We start from the raw sequence: 17,106 nt of genomic DNA, 5'->3' as shown, positions 1-17,106 counted from the left end.
AGAGGCGACGGCTGTTCTTGCCCCGGCGGATGGCCGGATGCGCTACCGCCACTCCTCGCTGTCGACGTCCAACTCGCGGACACCGCGGCGCTGGCGGGCGCGGTCGACGAGCTTGCGAAGCCCCTCGCGCCGCTCGCGCGCGGCGGGAACGTCGCGCAGCACGAACTGCGCGTTGCCCGTCGTGCGGTCGGTCGAAGTGATCGTGATCGTGCCGATGTCCGCGATCTGGTTGAGTAGCGAGAAATCGACGCGAATGTCCTTGATCCGGTACAATTCGATCTCGTCGATCGACTTCATCACCAATCCACGCCGCACGATCAGCCGCTGATCGGTGATCTCATAGGCGGTCGCCATGTTCTGCAGCCAGCGGACCGCGATGATGACGAGGCCCACGCCGATCGCGCAGGCGAGGACCGTCATCCATCCCAGGAAGCTGCCGAACAGCCAGCGTCCCGTGCTCGACCGGAAAGCGTCGACCGGACGTTCGGCGATATAGGTCCCCACCATGATCGCGGACCCTATCGGACGCGCGGTCGCTGTCAATCGCGCGCGACGCCACAGGCGGCGAGGTGCGCGTCGCACTCCGCCAGCAGACGCGCGAGCGCTGTGGCATCCCGGCCCTCGGCGCGTATCGTGAGCATGTCCTGCGTGTTGGACGCGCGCAGCAGCCACCAGCCGTCGGGAGAGGCGACGCGGACGCCGTCGATCGTCACCATGTCCGTTCCCGCGTCGGCGAGGCGCGTGCGGACCGCCTCGACGACCGCCCATTTGCGGGCCGGATCGATCGGGATCCGAAGATCGGGCGTGTTGACGAGCGAGGGCATCGCATCGCGCATCGCGTGCAGCGTGCCGCCGGACAGATGCACCGCGCGGATCAGCTGGATCGCGGCGTAGATCGCATCGTCGAACCCGTACCAGCCGTGGCGGAAGAAGATGTGGCCCGACAGCTCGCCGGCGATGCCTGCGTCATGGGTGAGCATCGCCTCCTTCATGGGGCTGTGGCCGGTGGCGCCCATCACGGGACGTCCGCCAAGCTGGGCGATGCGGTCGAAGACATATTGCGAGGATTTGACGTCGGCGACCACCGCGCTGCCGGGGCAGGCGGCGAGCACAGGCGCCATCAGCAGGCACAGCAGCTGATCTCCCCAAAAAACGCGCCCCGCGCCGTCGACCGCCCCGATCCGGTCGCCGTCGCCGTCGAAGGCGACGCCGAAGTCCAGCCGGCGGTCGCGGACCAGCGCCTTCAGGTCGGCGAGGTTGGCTTCCTCGGTCGGATCGGGGTGATGGTTCGGGAAGCGGCCGTCGACGTCGGTGTAGAGGAGGTGGTGCTCGCCGGGCAGGTCGCGCACCAGGCGCTCGACAACGGGCCCGGCGGCGCCGTTCCCGCAATCCCAGCCGATCCGGTACGTTCCGCCCGCATAGCCGGCGAGCAGCCGGCCGACATAGGCGTCGAGCACGTCGACCTCGCGCACCATGCCGGTGCCGCTGCTCCAGTCCCCCGCGGCGGCGAGGCGTGCGAGGTCCGCAACATCGTCGCCCCAGAAGGACCGATGCCCCACCACCAGCTTGAAGCCGTTGTCGCCGGGCGGGTTGTGGCTGCCCGTCACCTGCACGGCGCCGTCGACCCCCAGCGTCGCCTCGGCGTAGTTGAGCATCGGCGTCGGACCGACGCCGATGCGCAGTACGTCGATGCCGCCCTGGGTCAAACCCGCGACGAGGGCTTCCTCGAGTTCCGGCGACGACACACGCCCGTCGCGTCCGACGGCGACCCGCGTGCCGCCCAGGCGCCTCAACCGGGTCGCGAACCCGCGCCCGACCGCATAAGCGTCCGCGCCGTCGAGATTGCGCCCGACCGTGCCGCGGACGTCATATTCCCGCAGGATGGCGGGATCGAGCCGATGCCGCGCCATCACGGCCGGTGCTGGCGATGCATTCGTGCGCGGCGCGGTCCAACCGCAGCCGCAGGCAGCGGTGGACGACCGGCGGCGCGCGATTGACGCGGCGGGATCATCCCAGGCGCGTCAGCAGCAGGTCGCGCGCCGCGTTGGCGCGACGCGCCTCGTCCGCCGACCCGCCGCGATCGGGATGCACTTCGGCCAGTAGCCGGCGATGGGCTGCGCGGATCGTCGCCTCATCGGCATTCGCCGGGACGCCGAGCAGGCGTCGCGCGGCGGCCTCGGGCGACATCTTCGGTTTGGGCGCCGGACGCAGATACCGCCAGGCGAGCCAGATCGCCGCCAGCGCGATCAGCCACTTCATGAAGCGTCCGCCAACAGGGGAAGGGCCGGCTCCGGCAGCTGCAGCGCGGCCATCATCTCGCGCAATTCCTGGCGGGCGGCGACATGGCCAAGGCCCATCGCGCCGAATTCCTTCGAGTCGATCATCGTCAGGCCGGCCGGGAAGAGCTCGCGATAGATGACGCGTTCGCCCAGGCCGGGAATGATGCGGAACCCGACACGCTTCGCAAGCTGACCCAGTGCATCCGAGACGCGGCGCATGTTGCGCGCCTCGATGTGCTGGAGGCGGTTGCGCAGCACCACCCAGTCGATCTGCGTTCCATCCGCGCGCGCGCGCTGCTTGCGCGCATCCCAGATCAGTTCGGAATAGAAGCTGGGCCGGGTGACGTTGAACGTTTCCGGATCGACCTGTCCGATCAGGTCGAAATCGACGAAACTGTCGTTCATCGGCGTGACGAGCGTGTTCGACAGTGCCGCCGCGGTGCGCGCGAAGTGATCGTCGCGGCCGGGGGTGTCGACGATCAGATAGTCGGCACCCTCGGCAAGCCGGTGCCACTTCTCCTCGAACACGTGCTCATTCACGCCGTCATGCGTGTCATGGACCGGCATCGGCAGGTCGCTGCCGGTGCGCTTGATCGTGGCGGCGCGATTGTCGAGGTAGCGGCCGACGGTCCGCTGGCGGTGATCCAGGTCGAAACACGCGACCTTTGCGCCCTTGGCCGCGAGCGCGATGGCGACATGGACCGCAGTGGTCGACTTGCCGGTACCGCCCTTTTCGTTGGCGAAGACGATGACGTGGGGGGCATTAGGGGCGGGGGGGCCTTCGGCCACTGGTCGCATCCTTGTTGATCGATGGTTGCTCCCTCCATAGAAGCCGCGCGCTGAATGTTCGAGGGGGTACGCGCGGTGCAGACGGTTAGGGACTTGGAAAGCTTGCGCCAAGCCATCGCTGGCTGGCAGGCGGACGGTTGCCGTGTCGCGCTGGTGCCGACGATGGGCGCGCTCCACGCTGGGCATATGGCGCTGGTCGAGGCGGCGCGGCGGCCGGGCACGAAGGTGGTCGCCTCGATCTTCGTCAATCCCAAGCAGTTCGGCCCGAACGAGGATCTGGCCCGCTACCCCCGGCGCGAGATGGCGGATGCGCGCCTGCTCGCCGACAATGGCTGCGATCTGCTCTGGCTGCCGCCGGTGGAGGCCATGTATCCCGACGGCTTTGCCACCACGGTGAGCGTCTCCGGCGTCAGCGAGGGGTTCGACGGCGCGTCGCGGCCCGGCCATTTCGACGGCGTCGCGACCGTCGTCGCCAAGCTGTTCAACCAGACGCGGGCGGACGTCGCCTATTTCGGCGAGAAGGACTTCCAGCAGCTGGCCGTCATCCGTCGCATGGTCGCGGACCTCGACATGGCGATCGAGATCGTCGGCGTGCCTACCCAGCGCGACGACGACGGGCTCGCCCTGTCTTCGCGCAACATCTACCTCGACGAGGAGCAGCGGGCGAAGGCGGTGGCGCTGCCGCGTGCGCTCGGCGTTGCGGCGCGCGCGATCGGCCGCGGGGACGCGAGCGAAACCGCGCTTGCGGAAGCACGCAGCACCCTGATCGCGGCAGGATTCGAGGTGGATTATGTCGCGTTCGTCGATTCGGAAACGCTCGTCGAACATCCGCTCGCCGACCGTCCGCGCCGGCTGCTCGCCGCGGCCCGTATGGGCACCACACGGCTGATCGACAATATCGCTGTCGAGCCAAACGCATGATCTTATGGTTTTTTCTGCGTTAACCATTTCATAGCGAATCGTGCGCCATGGTGGCCCCATGAAAAATAGGGGCTACCAATGGGCAACAGTCTCAAGAGTGCGCAGTTTCTACTAGAAAGCCGGATACGGGACGCCGCGGGTGGTCGTCCCGAAGCGTTGTTCGACCTGGGCGTATGCTATTCGACCGGTACCTCGGGGGCGGGGATCGATCTGATCGAAGCACACAAATGGTTCAATCTCGCGGCGGTCTACGGGCTAAGCGAGGCGGTCGACGCCCGTGCCGAAGTGGCCGAGGACATGACCGCGCGCGAGATCGCCGAGGCGCAGCGCCAGGCTCGCGCATGGCTGATGATGCATCAGCGCCGCGCGGCGTAGAACAAGGACGGTCGCGGCTCTCGCTCATCCTCTTCCTTCCGACGGACGCCGTCGCCCCGGGCCAGGGGACGTCGGCGCACTCGGACGCGCCCGCCGGCTTCGCCCGTATCCGGGTTTCGCCGGCCTCCACCGCGCGACGTTACCCCGCAGCCTTCTTGGGCGATGCCTTCTTCGCTGCCGCCTTGGCTGGCGCTTTCTTCGCGGCCGGCTTGGTGGCTGCCTTTTTCGCCGGTGCCTTCTTCTTGGCCTTGCTCTTCGCCGGGGCCGCCGCGGCACGCGCGTCGATCAACTGCGCGGCCTCTTCCAGCGTCAGCGCCTCGGGCGTGATCGACTTGGGCAGAGTCGCATTGGTCGTCCCATCGGTGACGTAGGGACCATAGCGCCCCTCCATCAGCTTGATCTCGGCTTCGGTGCGCGGATGCTTGCCCAATTCCTTCAGCGGCGCACGCGCGGCGCCCCGCTGCGGTCGGCCACCGCCGGCCGCGGCATCGGCGAGCTTCGCGACCGCTGCATTCATGCCGGTCTCGAACACCTCGGCGGTCGACTGTAGCCGCGCATATTTGCCGCTGTGCGCCAGATAAGGGCCATAGCGGCCGATGGAGGCGGTGATCGGCTCGCCCGTCTCGGGATGGTTGCCGATCGTGCGCGGCAGGCTGAGCAGCTTCAGCGCCCATTCCAGATCGAGTTCGCCGATATCCTTGGGAATCGACGCCCGCTTGGCGTCCTTGCCCTCGCCGAGCTGGATGTACGGACCGAAACGCCCGGACTTCCGTTCCACCTCAAGCCCCGTCGCCGGATCCTTGCCGAGGTTTTCCGGACCGGTGTCGGCGCCGTCCGCCGCGCCTGCCTGCGCGAACCGGCGCGTGAACTTGCATTCCGGATAGTTGGAACAGGCGATGAAGGCGCCGAAGCGGCCGCCGCGCAGCGCCAGCCGTCCCTCGCCGCAATTGGGACACAGGCGCGGATCGGAGCCGTCCGCCTTTTCGGGAAAGAGATAGTCGCCGAGGAACTGGTCGAGCTCGGCGGTGATCGCGCTCGGCTGCTGTTCCATCACCTCCGCGGTGCGCGGCTTGAAGTCGCGCCAGAAGGCTTCGAGCACCTTTTGCCACTGCGCACGGCCGCCGGATACGTCGTCGAGCTCCTCTTCCAGCTCCGCCGTATAGTCGAACCCGACGTACTTCTCGAAGAAGCGCTCCAGGAATGCCGTGACCAGCCGCCCGCTTTCCTCCGCGAAGAAGCGGTTCTTCTCGACGCGGACATAGCCGCGGTCCTTCAGCGTCTTGATGATCGAGGCGTAGGTCGACGGCCGGCCGATGCCCAATTCCTCCATCCGCTTGACCAGCGAGGCTTCGGAGAAGCGCGGCGGCGGCTGGGTGAAATGCTGCTCGGCGTCGACGGCCTTCTTCGCCGGCGAATCGCCTTCGCGCAGACGAGGCAGGCGGCGCGCTTCCTCGTCCTGGGTGTCGTCGGTACCTTCCTCGTACAGCGCGAGGAAGCCGGGGAACATCACGACCTGGCCCGTCGCGCGCAATACGTTCCGACCCGTACCGTCCGCCATCTCGACCGTGGTCCGCTCCAGCCGGGCCGACGCCATCTGGCTGGCGAGCGCGCGCTTCCAGATCAGGTCGTAGAGGCGCGCATGGTCCCCCGACCCGACCCGGTCCTTGCCGAAATCGGTCGGCCGGATCGCCTCGTGGGCCTCCTGCGCGTTCTTCGCCTTGGTCTGGTACTGGCGCGGGGCATCGGGGACGTAATGCGCGTCGTAGCGGTCGGCGATCGCCCGGCGCGCGGCGCTGATCGCACTGCCGTCCATCTGCACGCCGTCGGTCCGCATGTAGGTGATCGCGCCGTCCTCGTAGAGCCCCTGTGCGATCCGCATCGTATGGTCGGCCGAGAAGCCCAGCTTGCGGGCAGCCTCCTGCTGCAGCGTGCTGGTGGTGAAGGGCGGCGGCGGGTTCCGTGTCGCAGGCTTGGTCTCGACCGATTGGACGGTGAACCGCCCCGCCTCGACGTCAGCCTTCGCGGCCAGCGCATCGCCCTGATTGCCGATCGAGAGCCGATCGAGCTTCTGCCCCTTCCACGTGACGAGGCGCGCGGCAAAGGGCGTGCCGTCATGCTCCATCTGGGCGATGACCGACCAATATTCCTGCGCGACGAACTTCTCGATTTCGCGTTCTCGGTCCACGATCAGGCGCAACGCGACGGACTGTACCCGCCCCGCCGACTTGGCGCCCGGCAGCTTGCGCCACAGCACCGGCGACAGCGTGAAGCCGACGAGATAGTCGAGCGCGCGCCGCGCGCGATAGGCGTCGATCAGGTCGGTATCGAGTTCGCGCGGGGCGGCCATGGCGGCGGTCACCGCAGGTTTGGTGATCGCATTGAACGTGACGCGCTGCACGTCCTTGGGCAGCGCCTTGCGCGCCCTGAGAACTTCCTGCACGTGCCAACTGATCGCCTCGCCCTCGCGGTCGGGGTCGGTCGCGAGGATAAGGCGATCGGCGTGCTTCGCCTCGTCCGCGATCGCCTTCAGCTGGCGGGTCTTATCGGCGTAATTTTCCCATTCCATCGCGAAGCCGGCGTCGGGGTCGACGCTGCCGTCCTTCGCCGGCAGATCGCGGACATGGCCGTAGGAGGCGAGGACGCGATAGTCCGAGCCGAGGTACTTTTCGATGGTTTTGGCCTTGGCCGGCGATTCGACGATGACAAGCTGCATGGCGGGGGCGTTAGCGTTCCTTACGTGTACGCGCGAGGGTGGGGAGCACCGACGCGGCCGTCAAGCGATCCGGCGTTCCCGAACGGCGCTTCGCCCCGCATCGGGGAACCGTGGGGCGTGCCGGATGATCAATCCCCTCGCGCCCTTTGTTCGTGCACCAGATGAAGGCCGACGAGCCGCGCGAGCAGGGTGGCGGGAAACAATTGGCCGATCACCGCCTCGAGGTTGGCGAGGCTGCGCGTCAGCGCGGCGGCGGGAACGATGTCGCCATAGCCGGTGGTGGTGATCGTCGTCAGGCTGAAATAGGTGAAGGCCGCCGTCGACCGCTCCGGAGCGGCGTGCAGCACGTCGGGCCCGGTGAAGGCATGCGGCACGTGCATGGCGACGATCCCGTACAGGATGGCGAACAGCGCGGCGATATCGAGGTACAGCAGCACCGCGCCCCGGATACGATGCGCCGTGACGCGCCCCGCGGCGAAGACATGATGCGCCACTACACCCGTCACCGCGCCGTTGAAGACGAGCGCCGCGCCCGCGATCGCCTCATGCTGCTCCACCGGATCGAGGTGCAAGGCGCCGGTGAGCCGCAGGCCGAACAGCGGCCAAGCGACGAGCAGGGCGATCGACGCGGCGAGCACCATCTGCACGAGCCGATGGCGCGTCAGCATCGCGATACAGATCGCCGCGAAGGCAAGATGGCACAGGTCGAGCAGCGTTCGCCCTGCCGCCCAGTCCTGTGCGAGCGGGACGACGATGAACAGCGTCACCCCCTGCACCACGAGCAGTGCCGACAGGCTGTGATCGACCAGGCGGTCGCGGTCGTTGATCCATTGCGGCATGGGGCCGGTGTCCTTACCGTCGATCGGAGCGACACGCCCTTGCGGCCTGATCCCTGAATTGCGGATTGATGGATGCGGCGCGCCGTGGAGACGGCAGACCGTCGCCAGCACGGTTCGCGTATTTGCCGGTGACGCCCGAACGACGCTTCGTATAATATCGGCCAAATCGGCCGGATCGGCCAGCGGGGGGCATGGACATGACGGCGAAGACCGGAGTCGATTGGGCGCACGACGAATCGCAGCTTGAACGGCTGACCTTCTTTTCCGACGCGGTCTTCGCGATCGCCATGACGCTGCTCATCGTCGAGATCCATGTGCCGGAACTGCCCGTGCTCAGCGAGCGCGGACTGGGCATCCGCCTGATCAATCTGATGCCGCATTATATCGGCTTCTTGTCGAGCTTCCTCGTCATCGGCCGATTCTGGGTAGCGCACCACCAGCTGTTCGGCCTGCTGGACCGGACGAGTACGCGGCTGCTCTGGACGAACACCCTGTTCCTGCTCGCCGTCGCTTTCATGCCGTTTCCGACCGCAGTGCTCAGTACCTACGTGCAACTGCGGGTCGGCGTGGGCTTCTATTGCGCATGGCTGACCGTGCTCGGGCTTGCCAATCTGGTGCTGATCCGCGCCGCCTTCGCGCAAGGCACGCTGCTCAAACCCGGCGTGTCGCCCGAGCTGGAACGACAGCATCTCCGCGGCGCGATGATCCCCATATTTCTGGGTCTGCTCGCCCTCGTGGCCGGCATGATCTCGCCGCTCGCGGTGCTCGTGGCGCTGACGCTTGGCGGGCCGCTGATCGGCGCGGCATTGCGCCGCAAAGGAAGCGTTTCCGACGCCGGGCAGGCGCCGCCGGCGACCGCCGATCAGAGCCGTGACCAGACCGCTTAAGGGCCCGCAGCCTTCATTGAGAAATAATTATTTGCTGAATATCACCCACTTGTCGTGACCCACAACAGAACTTCGTACTCAAACGGAAACAACTCAAGGTGCTCCGAGTGGCGACCGCTCGGTACTTGTAGAGTCACTCCGAAGGCGAACGCTTGAAAAGGAGGCTGGCTTCTCTGCCAGTCTCCATGCTCCGTCAAACCAAATGCACCGGATGGTGAGCAGGGCAGGGTAGGAGGACGTCGATGTCTCGTCCCCGCAAGCCTGCCTTCCCGTTCCGCTACTTCAATTCGTCACCGGAGGTGATCTGGCTGGTCGTGCTGATGTACGTCCGCTTTCCCTGTCGCTGCGCAACGTCGAGGATCTGCTGTTCGAACGCGGTATCGACATTTGCCATGAGACGGTGCGGTTATGGTGGAACAGGTTCAGCCCGCTGTTTGCCGGTGACGTCCGCCGCGCGCCGAGTCGAGGCTTCAGCCTAGAGGATCGCGGTAAATCGGCGGTTCCAGAACATGGTCTTTGCTCATGAAGCGCGCGCTCGGCTAGCTTCGCCAGCGCTCAAGGCGGCTCTCCGGCTGGTCGCTTCCGCGGCGGAGCGCTTTGGAGCGGACATTCCGCTAGTGCGTGAAAAGAGGAAATTTGGGGATCGGCCACAGCGATCGATTCGCAAATGGAACATTGCGAGCCGCCGCATCTTCACTCGCGATGCCAATTTACGTTAGGACAGAGCGTGACCTTGCTGCGTTGGCAAGGATACATCTAAGCTACTTCTGGCGCCACGGGCGGATGCCCAGTCTGAATGATCCCCAACGTTTCACAGAGCTTGTTCAGCTCCGAAAGTTGCATGATCGCGATCCGCGCATGCCGTTGATGGCGGACAAGGTCGAGATTAAGGCCTTTGTCGCGAAGCGCCTGGGCCATGACTGGGTTATTCCCACACTGTGGTCAGGCGCGATTTTGCCGTCTGATCTGCGTTTTGATCGGCCGGTGATCGTCAAGTCACGGCACGGCTGTAATCAAGCCGTTGTGGTGCACTCAGACGGGGATTGGACGCGCGCCGTGCATCGCTCGCGAAAGTGGATGGCGGGACTCTATGGTGGCTGGCTAGACGAATGGCTGTACCGGCATATCCCTCGTGGGTTGCTGGTCGAACCCTTCATCGGCGCCGCGGTGAGCTTGCCGACCGATTACAAGGTGTACGTCTTCCACGGCCAAGCGACGCATATTCAGGGACATGTCGATCGTGCGACACGACACCGTTGGGTTCTTCATGATCGAGACTGGTGCAAGCTGTCTCGGGCCGGACCGACGATTGCACGGCCGTCTGCTCTATCGGACATGATAGCGGCAGCAGAGGAGTTGGCGCGTGGATTTGAATTTGCACGCGTGGATTTTTACCAGCCCGAGCGACAGCCGCTTTTCGGAGAAATCACCTTTTATCCAGGTTCGGGGCTCGATCCGTTTGATCCGCCGGAACTGGATTTCGAATTGGGCCGGCTATGGCTCGCTGAGAAGAAATCGACCGAGGTAGCAGATTTCACGCTGGCGGAATGACGATCCGAGCGGCGTCTACTCGTCCCCATCCCGCGCCCTTCGTCAGCTTCAATTGGTCGCGACTGGCCTGCCCTTCCCTGAGAAACGGAGTGCCGGTCTGCGCCGTTGGTTGGCTCGCGAATGACCGGTGCAGGGTCGGGTCCGACAGACGTCATCACGGAATTTACCGGCTGCCATCGTCCGACGAAGTGCTCGCAAGCCGTCCGACCAAGACAGGCATGGCCAATAAAACCAGTGGGTATTGCAGCAGCAATCCGGCGATGATCGCGATCGCCAGCGGCTGCTGGATGCCCGCGCCCTGGCCGAGCGCGAGGGCGAGCGGCATCAGCGTCAGGATCGCGGCGAGTGTCGTCATCGTGATCGGCCGCAGCCGGTTGTGCGCGGCGGTCCGCGCCGCCCGGTCCGGCGGCAAGGTACTGGCCAGTTCCTGAAATTCGCTCACGTAGAAGATCGCCATTTCGGTACCGATGCCGATGATCATGGTCATGCCCATCAGTGCGGTGATGTTGAGGTCGACGCCAGTCAGCCACAGCGCCGTGAAAACCGCCGTCGTCGACAGCAGTGAACAGCCGATGATGATCAACGGCAGCAGGAGCCGGCGGTAGAGGATCAGCAGCAGGATGAACTCGGCAACGAGCGCGGCGAGGAACACTCTGATGAGACCGGCAAAGGCGATCTGCTGTTGCTGATAGAGGCCGCCGAGCTCGTAGCGGACGCCGGGGCCGAGCACGCCGGGCCGGGCGAGCGCGCGCGTGACGTCGGCGATTGTCGCGCCGAGGCCGCGACCCTGGATGCGCCCGGTCACCGCGACCATCGGTTCCAAATTCTCGCGCGCGATCTGCGGTTGGCCGGTGATGGGTATGAGGTCCGCGACACGGGACAGCGGGAGGACATGGCCGTCGGCGGCGCGGATCGGCAGCCGCGCCAGCGCGTCGCGCGTGATCGTGGTGGCGCCGGGCAGACGGACGCGGACATCGACCGCCTTCGTCGGCAATGCGAGCGTGGTGGCGACACTGCCCTGCAGCGCGACATCGACCGCGGTCTGCACATCGGCGGGCGTGACACCCTGGAAACCGGCGCGGATCGGGTCGATGCGCACGTCGATGGCGTCGCCGGCGAGCTGGACACCGTCCTTCACCTCGACGACACCGCCGATCTTGTCGATCACCGCGGCGACCCTGCGCGCCTGATCTGTCAGGACGGTGGGATCGGCGGCGAACAGCTTGATCTCGATCGGCTGCGGCACGGCGGTCAGGTCGCCGATCAGGTCCTCCATCAGCTGCGCGACCTCGACCTGGACGCCCGGCACCTGCGTGGCGACGCGATCCGCGACGTCCGCGGCGACCGCCTCGGTGCCGCGGGCGTGATTGGCCTTGAGGCGCACGAAATAGTCGCCGTGGTAGCTCTGGCCGAGATCACCGCCGAGTCCGGTGCCCAGCCGTCGCGAGAAGGTGGAGACGTCGGGATCGGCACGCAGCAGCGCGTCGACCTGCGCCATGCGCCGTTCCGTCTCGTCGAGCGACGTACCGGGCGGCGTGTAATAGTCCATGACGAAGCCGCCTTCGTCGACCTTGGGCATGAAGCCGGTGGGCACGTTGGCATAGCCCACGTAGCCAAGCGCGAGCAGCGGCACGGCGATGACGGCGAGCAGCCGGGGGCGGCTTGAGAGCCGGTCGAGAACGGCGGCGTGGCTCCGTGCAAGCCGGCCTCCGTCGGCGGCGTCTGCGCCATGCGCCGCGCCGAACGTCATCCATCGCTGCGCGAGCACGGGTACGACGAAGGCGGTCATCGCCCAGGATATCGCGAGCGCCGCCGCCATCGTCACCGACAGCGCCTTGGAGAAGGCGCCCGTCACCCCGGTCAGAAACGATAGCGGCAGGAAAACGATCAGCGTCGCGAGACTCGATCCGGTGAGCGGCACCAGGAATTCGCGCGCGGCGGGCAGCACCGCGTTGCGTCCGACCGGAGCTCCGTCAGCGGCCGGCGCGGTGGCGCGGCGCACGATGTGTTCGACCATGACGATGACGTCGTCGATCAGCAGCCCGACCGCCGCCGCTATGCCGCCCAGGGTCATGATGTTGAAGCTCATGCCGAGGATCGCGAGCACCAGCGCGGTGGCGGCAAGCGTCGCGGGCACGACGATGGCGGCGATCAGCGTGATCCGCCAGCTGCGCAGGAACAGCAGCAGCACGAGCGCGGCAAGCGCCAGTCCGATCAGTACCGCGTCGCGGACGCTGGCGACGGACTGCGTGACGAGCTCGCTCTGGTCGTACCAGCTGACCAGGCGCGTGCCGGGTGGTAACGACGCGGCGGCGAGCCTGGCGGCCACCGCATGGGCGATCTGCACCGCGTTGCCGTCGGGCTGTTCGTAGATGTTGAGCAGCACAGCGGGCCGCCCGTCCTCGCTGACCCGCAGCCATTGCGGTACGATGCCCTGCTGCACCGTCGCGACGTCGCGGACGCGGACGACCCCGGTGGGGTCGGTGCGAATCACGACATCGCCGACCGCGGCGGGGCCGGCCAGCGTGCGGTCGGCGACGACCAGCGACAGGCGACCGCGGTCCTGGACGCGCCCGACGGCGCTCAGCACATTGCCATTGGCGATCGCGGTGGAGAGGTCGCTCATCGCGAGGTTGTGGCTGGCGAGGCGAGCGGGATCGGCGAGCACCTCCACTTCCGCCGTCTCGCCGCCCTGGACGTCGACGCGCGCCAGCCCCTCGATCCCGCTGAGCAGGGGGACGAGCTGGTAGCGGGCGACGTCCTGCAGCTGAGTCGGCGACGCGTGCGTCGTCTCGATCGCATAGGATATGATCGGAAAGACCGTCGGATCCATGCGTCGGACGTTGTAGGTGGTGCCTGGCGGCAAGGCGCCGAGCGCGCGCGACATGGCCGCTTCGACCAGCAGCGTGCTGGCAACCATGTCCCGGCCCCAGCCGAAGTCGATCGACACCTGCGCCGAACCCCGGGTCGTCTCCGAACGGACGTTGCGGACGCCCTGCACCGCGCGCAGCGCCTGTTCGACGGGCTTGGTAACGATCAGCGCGGTCTGGTCGGCAGGGCGCGAGCCAGCGTCGATGTCGACGACGACGCGGGGAAAGGCGACCTGCGGAAACAGGCCGATCGGCAGCGACAGCGCTGCCACGGTGCCGGCGAGCGCGACTGCAAGGGCGATGACGACGATCGCCAGCGGCTGGCGCCGCAGCAGCGCGGCGTAGCTCACTGACGGCCGCCGGTACGCACGGGATCGCCGTCGCCAAGCTGATAGGCGCCATCGACGATCACCGGATCGCTGGAAACCAGGTTGCCGCTGACGAGGTCGTCCTCCGGGCCATCGACCACGATGCTGACGGGCACGGCCTTCGCCCTGCGGCCGGACAGCTGGAACAGCTGCGCGCGTCCGTCGGCGGCGACGACGACCGCGCGGTGGGGCACGCGCCAGCCGGTTGCCTGACCGGTCTCGATCGCGACACGCACTGCCTCGCCGGACAGGATCGTGCCGGCAGGATAGGCGATGTCGACGTCGATCTGCCGGGTTCGGGGGTTGAGCATCGCGTCGATGCGCCGCACCCGACCCATGATGGGCGCACCGCCGCCGTCGAGGCGGGTCAGCGTGACGGAGGCGCCGACGCGCAGGTCCACCCGACGCGCGGGATCGACGCCGACCGTGACGATCAGCCCGCCCGTCCGCGCGATCGTCGCCAGCGCTTGGCCAGGCTGCGTTCGATCGCCGGGCGCGACGGGTAGGGTCGCGACCACTCCCGCAAAGGGCGCGCGCAGCACGGTCTCGCCGACGGCGGCGCCCTCGCTGCGTAGCGCGGCGAGCGCAGTGCGTGCGTCGGCAACCGCCTTGTCCGCCTGGACGAGCTGATCGCGCGTCGCGAGCTGCTGGCCGAGCAGTTGGGCGGTCGTCGCGCGCTGGGACGTCGCCGCGTTCAGCGCGTCGACGGCCTGGCGATAGGCGCTGCGTGCCGAGGGTGCGAGCGTGAAGCGGAGCACCGGCTGGCCGGCGCGAACAGGGGCGCCGGCGACCGCGGCGACCGCCGTCACCTGGCCGGGTTGCTGCACGCTGAGCGTGACGACGCCGTTGCTGGCGGGCGTCGCCTCGCCGAAGGCCTCGATCGTGCGCGCCTCAGTGCCCTGCCGCGCGGGTGTGGTGGTGACGAGCACCGTCGGCGTCGGCGTGGGTTCTGCCGCGGGTTCGCCGGTGCCGCATCCGGCGAGCGCCAGCAGCGGCGCAAGGGAGAGCCGACGAACGCTCATCGCGCGGCGCCCCGTGTGCCAGGATCGGCGAGGCCGAGCGTCGTCACCCCCGGCAATCCGAGGCCGAGCAGTGTGGAGACTGCCACTTGCCGGTCGAGCAGGCCGAGCCGCAACGTCGCCACTTCCTGTTCCTTTGCAAAGCGATTGGTGATGAGGTCGACATAGGCGCGCTCGTCGAGCGCGGCCGCGCCGAAGGCTGCGGCGGCGCGCGTCGCCGCCGAGCGCGCGGCGGGCAGATCGCGTTCGACGATCGCCAGTTGCCGCCGCAACTGCTCCATCTCGCCGAGCAGCGCGCCGACCTCGCCCGTGGCGGTGGCGAGGCGGGCGGCATATTCGGCCTGGAGCTGCGCGCGGGTGGCGCGGGCGATGGCGACATTGCCCTGGTTGCGATCGAACAGCGGCAGCCCGAGCTGCGCGCTCGGGCCCACGTTGACGACGCGCGAACTGTCGCTCGACGCGCTGCCGCCGAGAATCAGGTCGGGGAACTGGGACAGTATCGCCGCGCGCAGCGTCTCGTCCTGCGCCAGATAGCCGAACCGCAGCGCGAGCAGGTCCGGCCGCCGCGCGGGAAGCGACGGGATTGCGGCGCGCGCGGCCGCCACGTCGAAGGGCGGCAGCTGCGGCACGGGCTGCAATGGCACGATCGCGTCGGGCGTCAGCCCAAGCAGCGCGTTGAGCTTGTGCCGGTCCTGCGCCTGCGTCTGGTCGAGCGTCTGCAGGCTGGCGCGCGCTTGCTGAAAGCCGACGGCGCTCGGCGCGGCGGTCACAAGGGTCGCGTTGCCCTCGGCCAAGGCAGCCTGAGTCACGGCATAGCGATGGCCGAGGATGCGTACCGCTTGGTCGAGCAGCGGCCGCGTCGCTTCGCGAGCGATCAGGTCGACGGCGAGCTGGCGCGCCTGGCTGGCGACCTGCCATTCCTGCCATAGCAGATCGGCGCGGACCTGCGCGGTGGCGGCGCGCGCACTGCGGACGCGAGGCTTGTAGATGAGCAGCGCCTTGATGTCCTGCGCTAGCCCGAGATTCCACGCGGGAACTTCGCCCGCGCCGGAGACGAGCGGCAGCAGCGCGCCGGTAAGCGAAGGGTTCGGCAGCACGCCCGCCTGCACCCGCTGCGCCTGCGCGACACCCAATTTGGTGCGGGCCGCGATCAGATCGGGATTTCTGGCGAGCGCAAGCGCGACGACGTCCTCGACCGCGAGCGGCGTGCCGATCGTCGTCACGGGCAGGGCAGGAGCGAGCGCCGGTGTTTCGGCGAGGGGAGCCGGCGCATAATGGGCGCAGCCCCCCGCCAACAGGGCAAGCGCCGGCGCCAGTCGGGCCTGAATGCGCACGGGATCGTCACTCCTCGGGGCCGGCGATCGTCTTCGCCGGATCGAATGGCGCTTCTAGCGATCGCAGGGGCGGACAAACATTGTGTCTTCCCAATGTCGCGTAAACACGCTGGTGTCGGAGCGCGTGCCGCGATCAAGAGAGGCAAAGGAGACTCGTCATATGCCGTCGATCCGCCCCCTCTCGCTCATCTTGCTGGCGCTTGCCGCGCCTGTCGTCGCCGGAGACACGGTCCGGTCAGTCGCCGTCCCCGGGGATGGCGGCTGGGACTATGCCAGCGTCGATGCGTCCGCGCGGCGGCTCTATATCGCGCACGGCGATGCCGTGTCGGTCGTCGACCTCGCGAACGGGCGGGCGCTCGCGCCGATCGGGCCCGCCGCGCACGCGCATGCTGTGGTGCTGCTGCCAACCGGTGAGATCGCGGTGACCAACGGTACGGACAACAGCGTCCGCTTCTTCGCCGCGCAATCCGGACGGCAGGTCGCGAGCCTGACGGTCGGCGCAAAGCCGGATGCGGCGGTGGTCGACCCCGCCACAGGGCACCTGCTGTCGATGGATGCTGACGCCGGCTCGGTGGCGGAGATCGACGTCCGCGCGCATCGGCTGGTGCGGACCATTCCGGTCGCCAAGGGGCTGGAATATGCCGCAGTCGAGGGGCGGACGCTGTTCGTCAACAATGAGGATCGCAACGAGCTCGACGTCGTCGACCTGACGCGCGGCACCGCCGGCGCGCCGATCGCGATGCCGGGGTGCGAAGCGCCGACCGGCCTCGGCCTTGACGCGGTCCATCACCGGCTGGTCGCCGCCTGCGCCAATGGCGTCGCGGCGATCGTCGATACGGCCAAGCGCCTGCTGGTCGGGCGGGTGCCGATCGGGCGAGGACCCGATGCGGTGATCGTCGACCGGGACCGCGGCCGCGCCTATATTCCGGCGGGCCGGGACGGCGTACTCGACATATTGTCGCTGGCGGACGCGCGGACCGTCACGCATCAGGCGACGATCCGCACGGAACCGAGCGCAAGGACCGGCGCGCTCGACCCGCGGACGGGCACGGTGTGGCTGCCCGCGGCGCAACTGGCGCCGGCAGTCGGTGGCGGCAAGCCAAGGGTGGTGCCCGGCAGCTTCCACGTGCTTGCCGTCCACCCCGGCTGACCGGCGCGGCG

Annotated in this window: 14 protein-coding genes and 1 pseudogene; 6 read left to right on the top strand and 9 right to left on the bottom strand. The window is 67.9% G+C overall.

The features are described 5' to 3' along the window. Positions 1-42 precede the first annotated feature (42 nt). The 4 genes from RF701_RS09385 to RF701_RS09370 all read right to left on the bottom strand — a co-directional run bounded on the left by RF701_RS09385 (position 43) and on the right by RF701_RS09370 (position 3,077). A complete protein-coding gene (locus RF701_RS09385; protein WP_203311513.1) occupies positions 43-507 on the bottom strand; it encodes a PH domain-containing protein in 465 nt (154 codons plus the stop codon). A 32-nt stretch (positions 508-539) separates the two neighbouring features. Continuing rightward, entirely contained in the window at positions 540-1,910 is a 1,371-nt protein-coding gene (gene pgmG, locus RF701_RS09380) for a phosphoglucomutase/phosphomannomutase PgmG (protein ID WP_308814775.1), read from the bottom strand. A 97-nt stretch (positions 1,911-2,007) separates the two neighbouring features. Continuing rightward, positions 2,008-2,259 carry a J domain-containing protein gene (locus RF701_RS09375; protein ID WP_203311515.1) on the bottom strand — a complete coding sequence of 84 codons (252 nt, stop codon included), beginning with the start codon at positions 2,257-2,259 and terminating at the stop codon, positions 2,008-2,010. After that, complete coding sequence (locus RF701_RS09370) at positions 2,256-3,077, bottom strand: division plane positioning ATPase MipZ (protein WP_210359150.1); 822 nt, start codon at positions 3,075-3,077, stop codon at positions 2,256-2,258. The genes RF701_RS09375 and RF701_RS09370 overlap by 4 nt, the downstream gene beginning before the upstream one ends. Positions 3,078-3,143: 66 nt before the next feature. Between RF701_RS09370 and panC the strand changes: the two genes are divergently transcribed. Both panC and RF701_RS09360 read left to right on the top strand, forming a co-directional pair. Next, positions 3,144-3,989 (top strand): pantoate--beta-alanine ligase, encoded by an 846-nt coding sequence (gene panC / locus RF701_RS09365; RefSeq protein WP_210359151.1) that lies wholly within the window; start codon positions 3,144-3,146, stop codon positions 3,987-3,989. Positions 3,990-4,067: 78 nt separating this feature from the next. Further along, entirely contained in the window at positions 4,068-4,364 is a 297-nt protein-coding gene (locus RF701_RS09360; protein ID WP_203311517.1) for a hypothetical protein, read from the top strand. Between the two features lie 139 nt (positions 4,365-4,503). On the opposite strand, the gene topA is transcribed toward RF701_RS09360, so the two are convergent. After that, positions 4,504-7,077 carry a type I DNA topoisomerase gene (gene topA, locus RF701_RS09355; RefSeq protein ID WP_308814773.1) on the bottom strand — a complete coding sequence of 858 codons (2,574 nt, stop codon included), beginning with the start codon at positions 7,075-7,077 and terminating at the stop codon, positions 4,504-4,506. Positions 7,078-7,205: 128 nt separating this feature from the next. Continuing rightward, positions 7,206-7,916 (bottom strand): potassium channel family protein, encoded by a 711-nt coding sequence (locus RF701_RS09350; protein WP_308814772.1) that lies wholly within the window; start codon positions 7,914-7,916, stop codon positions 7,206-7,208. A gap of 197 nt (positions 7,917-8,113) precedes the next feature. Between RF701_RS09350 and RF701_RS09345 the strand changes: the two genes are divergently transcribed. The 3 genes and pseudogenes from RF701_RS09345 to RF701_RS09340 all read left to right on the top strand — a co-directional run bounded on the left by RF701_RS09345 (position 8,114) and on the right by RF701_RS09340 (position 10,354). Continuing rightward, a complete protein-coding gene (locus RF701_RS09345) occupies positions 8,114-8,803 on the top strand; it encodes a TMEM175 family protein (RefSeq protein WP_308814771.1) in 690 nt (229 codons plus the stop codon). Positions 8,804-9,137: 334 nt separating this feature from the next. After that, positions 9,138-9,254 (top strand): annotated as a pseudogene (locus RF701_RS17655) (IS6 family transposase); the annotation flags it as partial. 332 nt (positions 9,255-9,586) lie between these two features. Next, a complete protein-coding gene (locus tag RF701_RS09340; RefSeq protein WP_308814770.1) occupies positions 9,587-10,354 on the top strand; it encodes an ATP-grasp fold amidoligase family protein in 768 nt (255 codons plus the stop codon). Positions 10,355-10,517: 163 nt separating this feature from the next. Here the strand turns inward: RF701_RS09340 and RF701_RS09335 are convergent, their stop codons facing one another. From RF701_RS09335 to RF701_RS09325, 3 genes are read right to left on the bottom strand one after another with little or no spacing between them, the layout of a single operon-like run. Next, complete coding sequence (locus RF701_RS09335) at positions 10,518-13,574, bottom strand: efflux RND transporter permease subunit (protein WP_308814769.1); 3,057 nt, start codon at positions 13,572-13,574, stop codon at positions 10,518-10,520. Further along, a complete protein-coding gene (locus tag RF701_RS09330) occupies positions 13,571-14,614 on the bottom strand; it encodes an efflux RND transporter periplasmic adaptor subunit (protein WP_308814768.1) in 1,044 nt (347 codons plus the stop codon). Before RF701_RS09330 ends, RF701_RS09335 begins: the two co-directional genes overlap by 4 nt. Next, positions 14,611-15,945: a TolC family protein gene (locus RF701_RS09325; RefSeq protein ID WP_308814767.1), complete on the bottom strand. Its 1,335-nt coding sequence runs from the start codon at positions 15,943-15,945 to the stop codon at positions 14,611-14,613. Before RF701_RS09325 ends, RF701_RS09330 begins: the two co-directional genes overlap by 4 nt. A 160-nt stretch (positions 15,946-16,105) precedes the next feature. On the opposite strand from RF701_RS09325, the gene RF701_RS09320 reads away from it, so the two are divergent. Beyond that, positions 16,106-17,095 carry a hypothetical protein gene (locus RF701_RS09320; RefSeq protein WP_308814766.1) on the top strand — a complete coding sequence of 330 codons (990 nt, stop codon included), beginning with the start codon at positions 16,106-16,108 and terminating at the stop codon, positions 17,093-17,095. The last annotated feature ends 11 nt before the right edge of the window (positions 17,096-17,106 follow it).

It is taken from the genome of Sphingomonas sp. GV3, assembly GCF_031082075.1.
Lineage (GTDB): Bacteria > Pseudomonadota > Alphaproteobacteria > Sphingomonadales > Sphingomonadaceae > Sphingomonas > Sphingomonas beigongshangi.
Note: the sequence above shows the minus strand (reverse complement) of the source record. Positions and strands in the feature narration are given on the sequence as shown.

Coding starts and splice junctions, on each gene's coding strand:
- RF701_RS09385 (WP_203311513.1), bottom strand. CDS start 507: ATGGTGGGGACCTATATCGCCGAACGTCCGGTCGACGCTTTCCGGTCG.
- pgmG (WP_308814775.1), bottom strand. CDS start 1,910: ATGGCGCGGCATCGGCTCGATCCCGCCATCCTGCGGGAATATGACGTC.
- RF701_RS09375 (WP_203311515.1), bottom strand. CDS start 2,259: ATGAAGTGGCTGATCGCGCTGGCGGCGATCTGGCTCGCCTGGCGGTAT.
- RF701_RS09370 (WP_210359150.1), bottom strand. CDS start 3,077: ATGCGACCAGTGGCCGAAGGCCCCCCCGCCCCTAATGCCCCCCACGTC.
- RF701_RS09360 (WP_203311517.1), top strand. CDS start 4,068: ATGGGCAACAGTCTCAAGAGTGCGCAGTTTCTACTAGAAAGCCGGATA.
- topA (WP_308814773.1), bottom strand. CDS start 7,077: ATGCAGCTTGTCATCGTCGAATCGCCGGCCAAGGCCAAAACCATCGAA.
- RF701_RS09350 (WP_308814772.1), bottom strand. CDS start 7,916: ATGCCGCAATGGATCAACGACCGCGACCGCCTGGTCGATCACAGCCTG.
- RF701_RS09345 (WP_308814771.1), top strand. CDS start 8,114: ATGACGGCGAAGACCGGAGTCGATTGGGCGCACGACGAATCGCAGCTT.
- RF701_RS09340 (WP_308814770.1), top strand. CDS start 9,587: ATGCCCAGTCTGAATGATCCCCAACGTTTCACAGAGCTTGTTCAGCTC.
- RF701_RS09330 (WP_308814768.1), bottom strand. CDS start 14,614: ATGAGCGTTCGTCGGCTCTCCCTTGCGCCGCTGCTGGCGCTCGCCGGA.
- RF701_RS09320 (WP_308814766.1), top strand. CDS start 16,106: ATGCCGTCGATCCGCCCCCTCTCGCTCATCTTGCTGGCGCTTGCCGCG.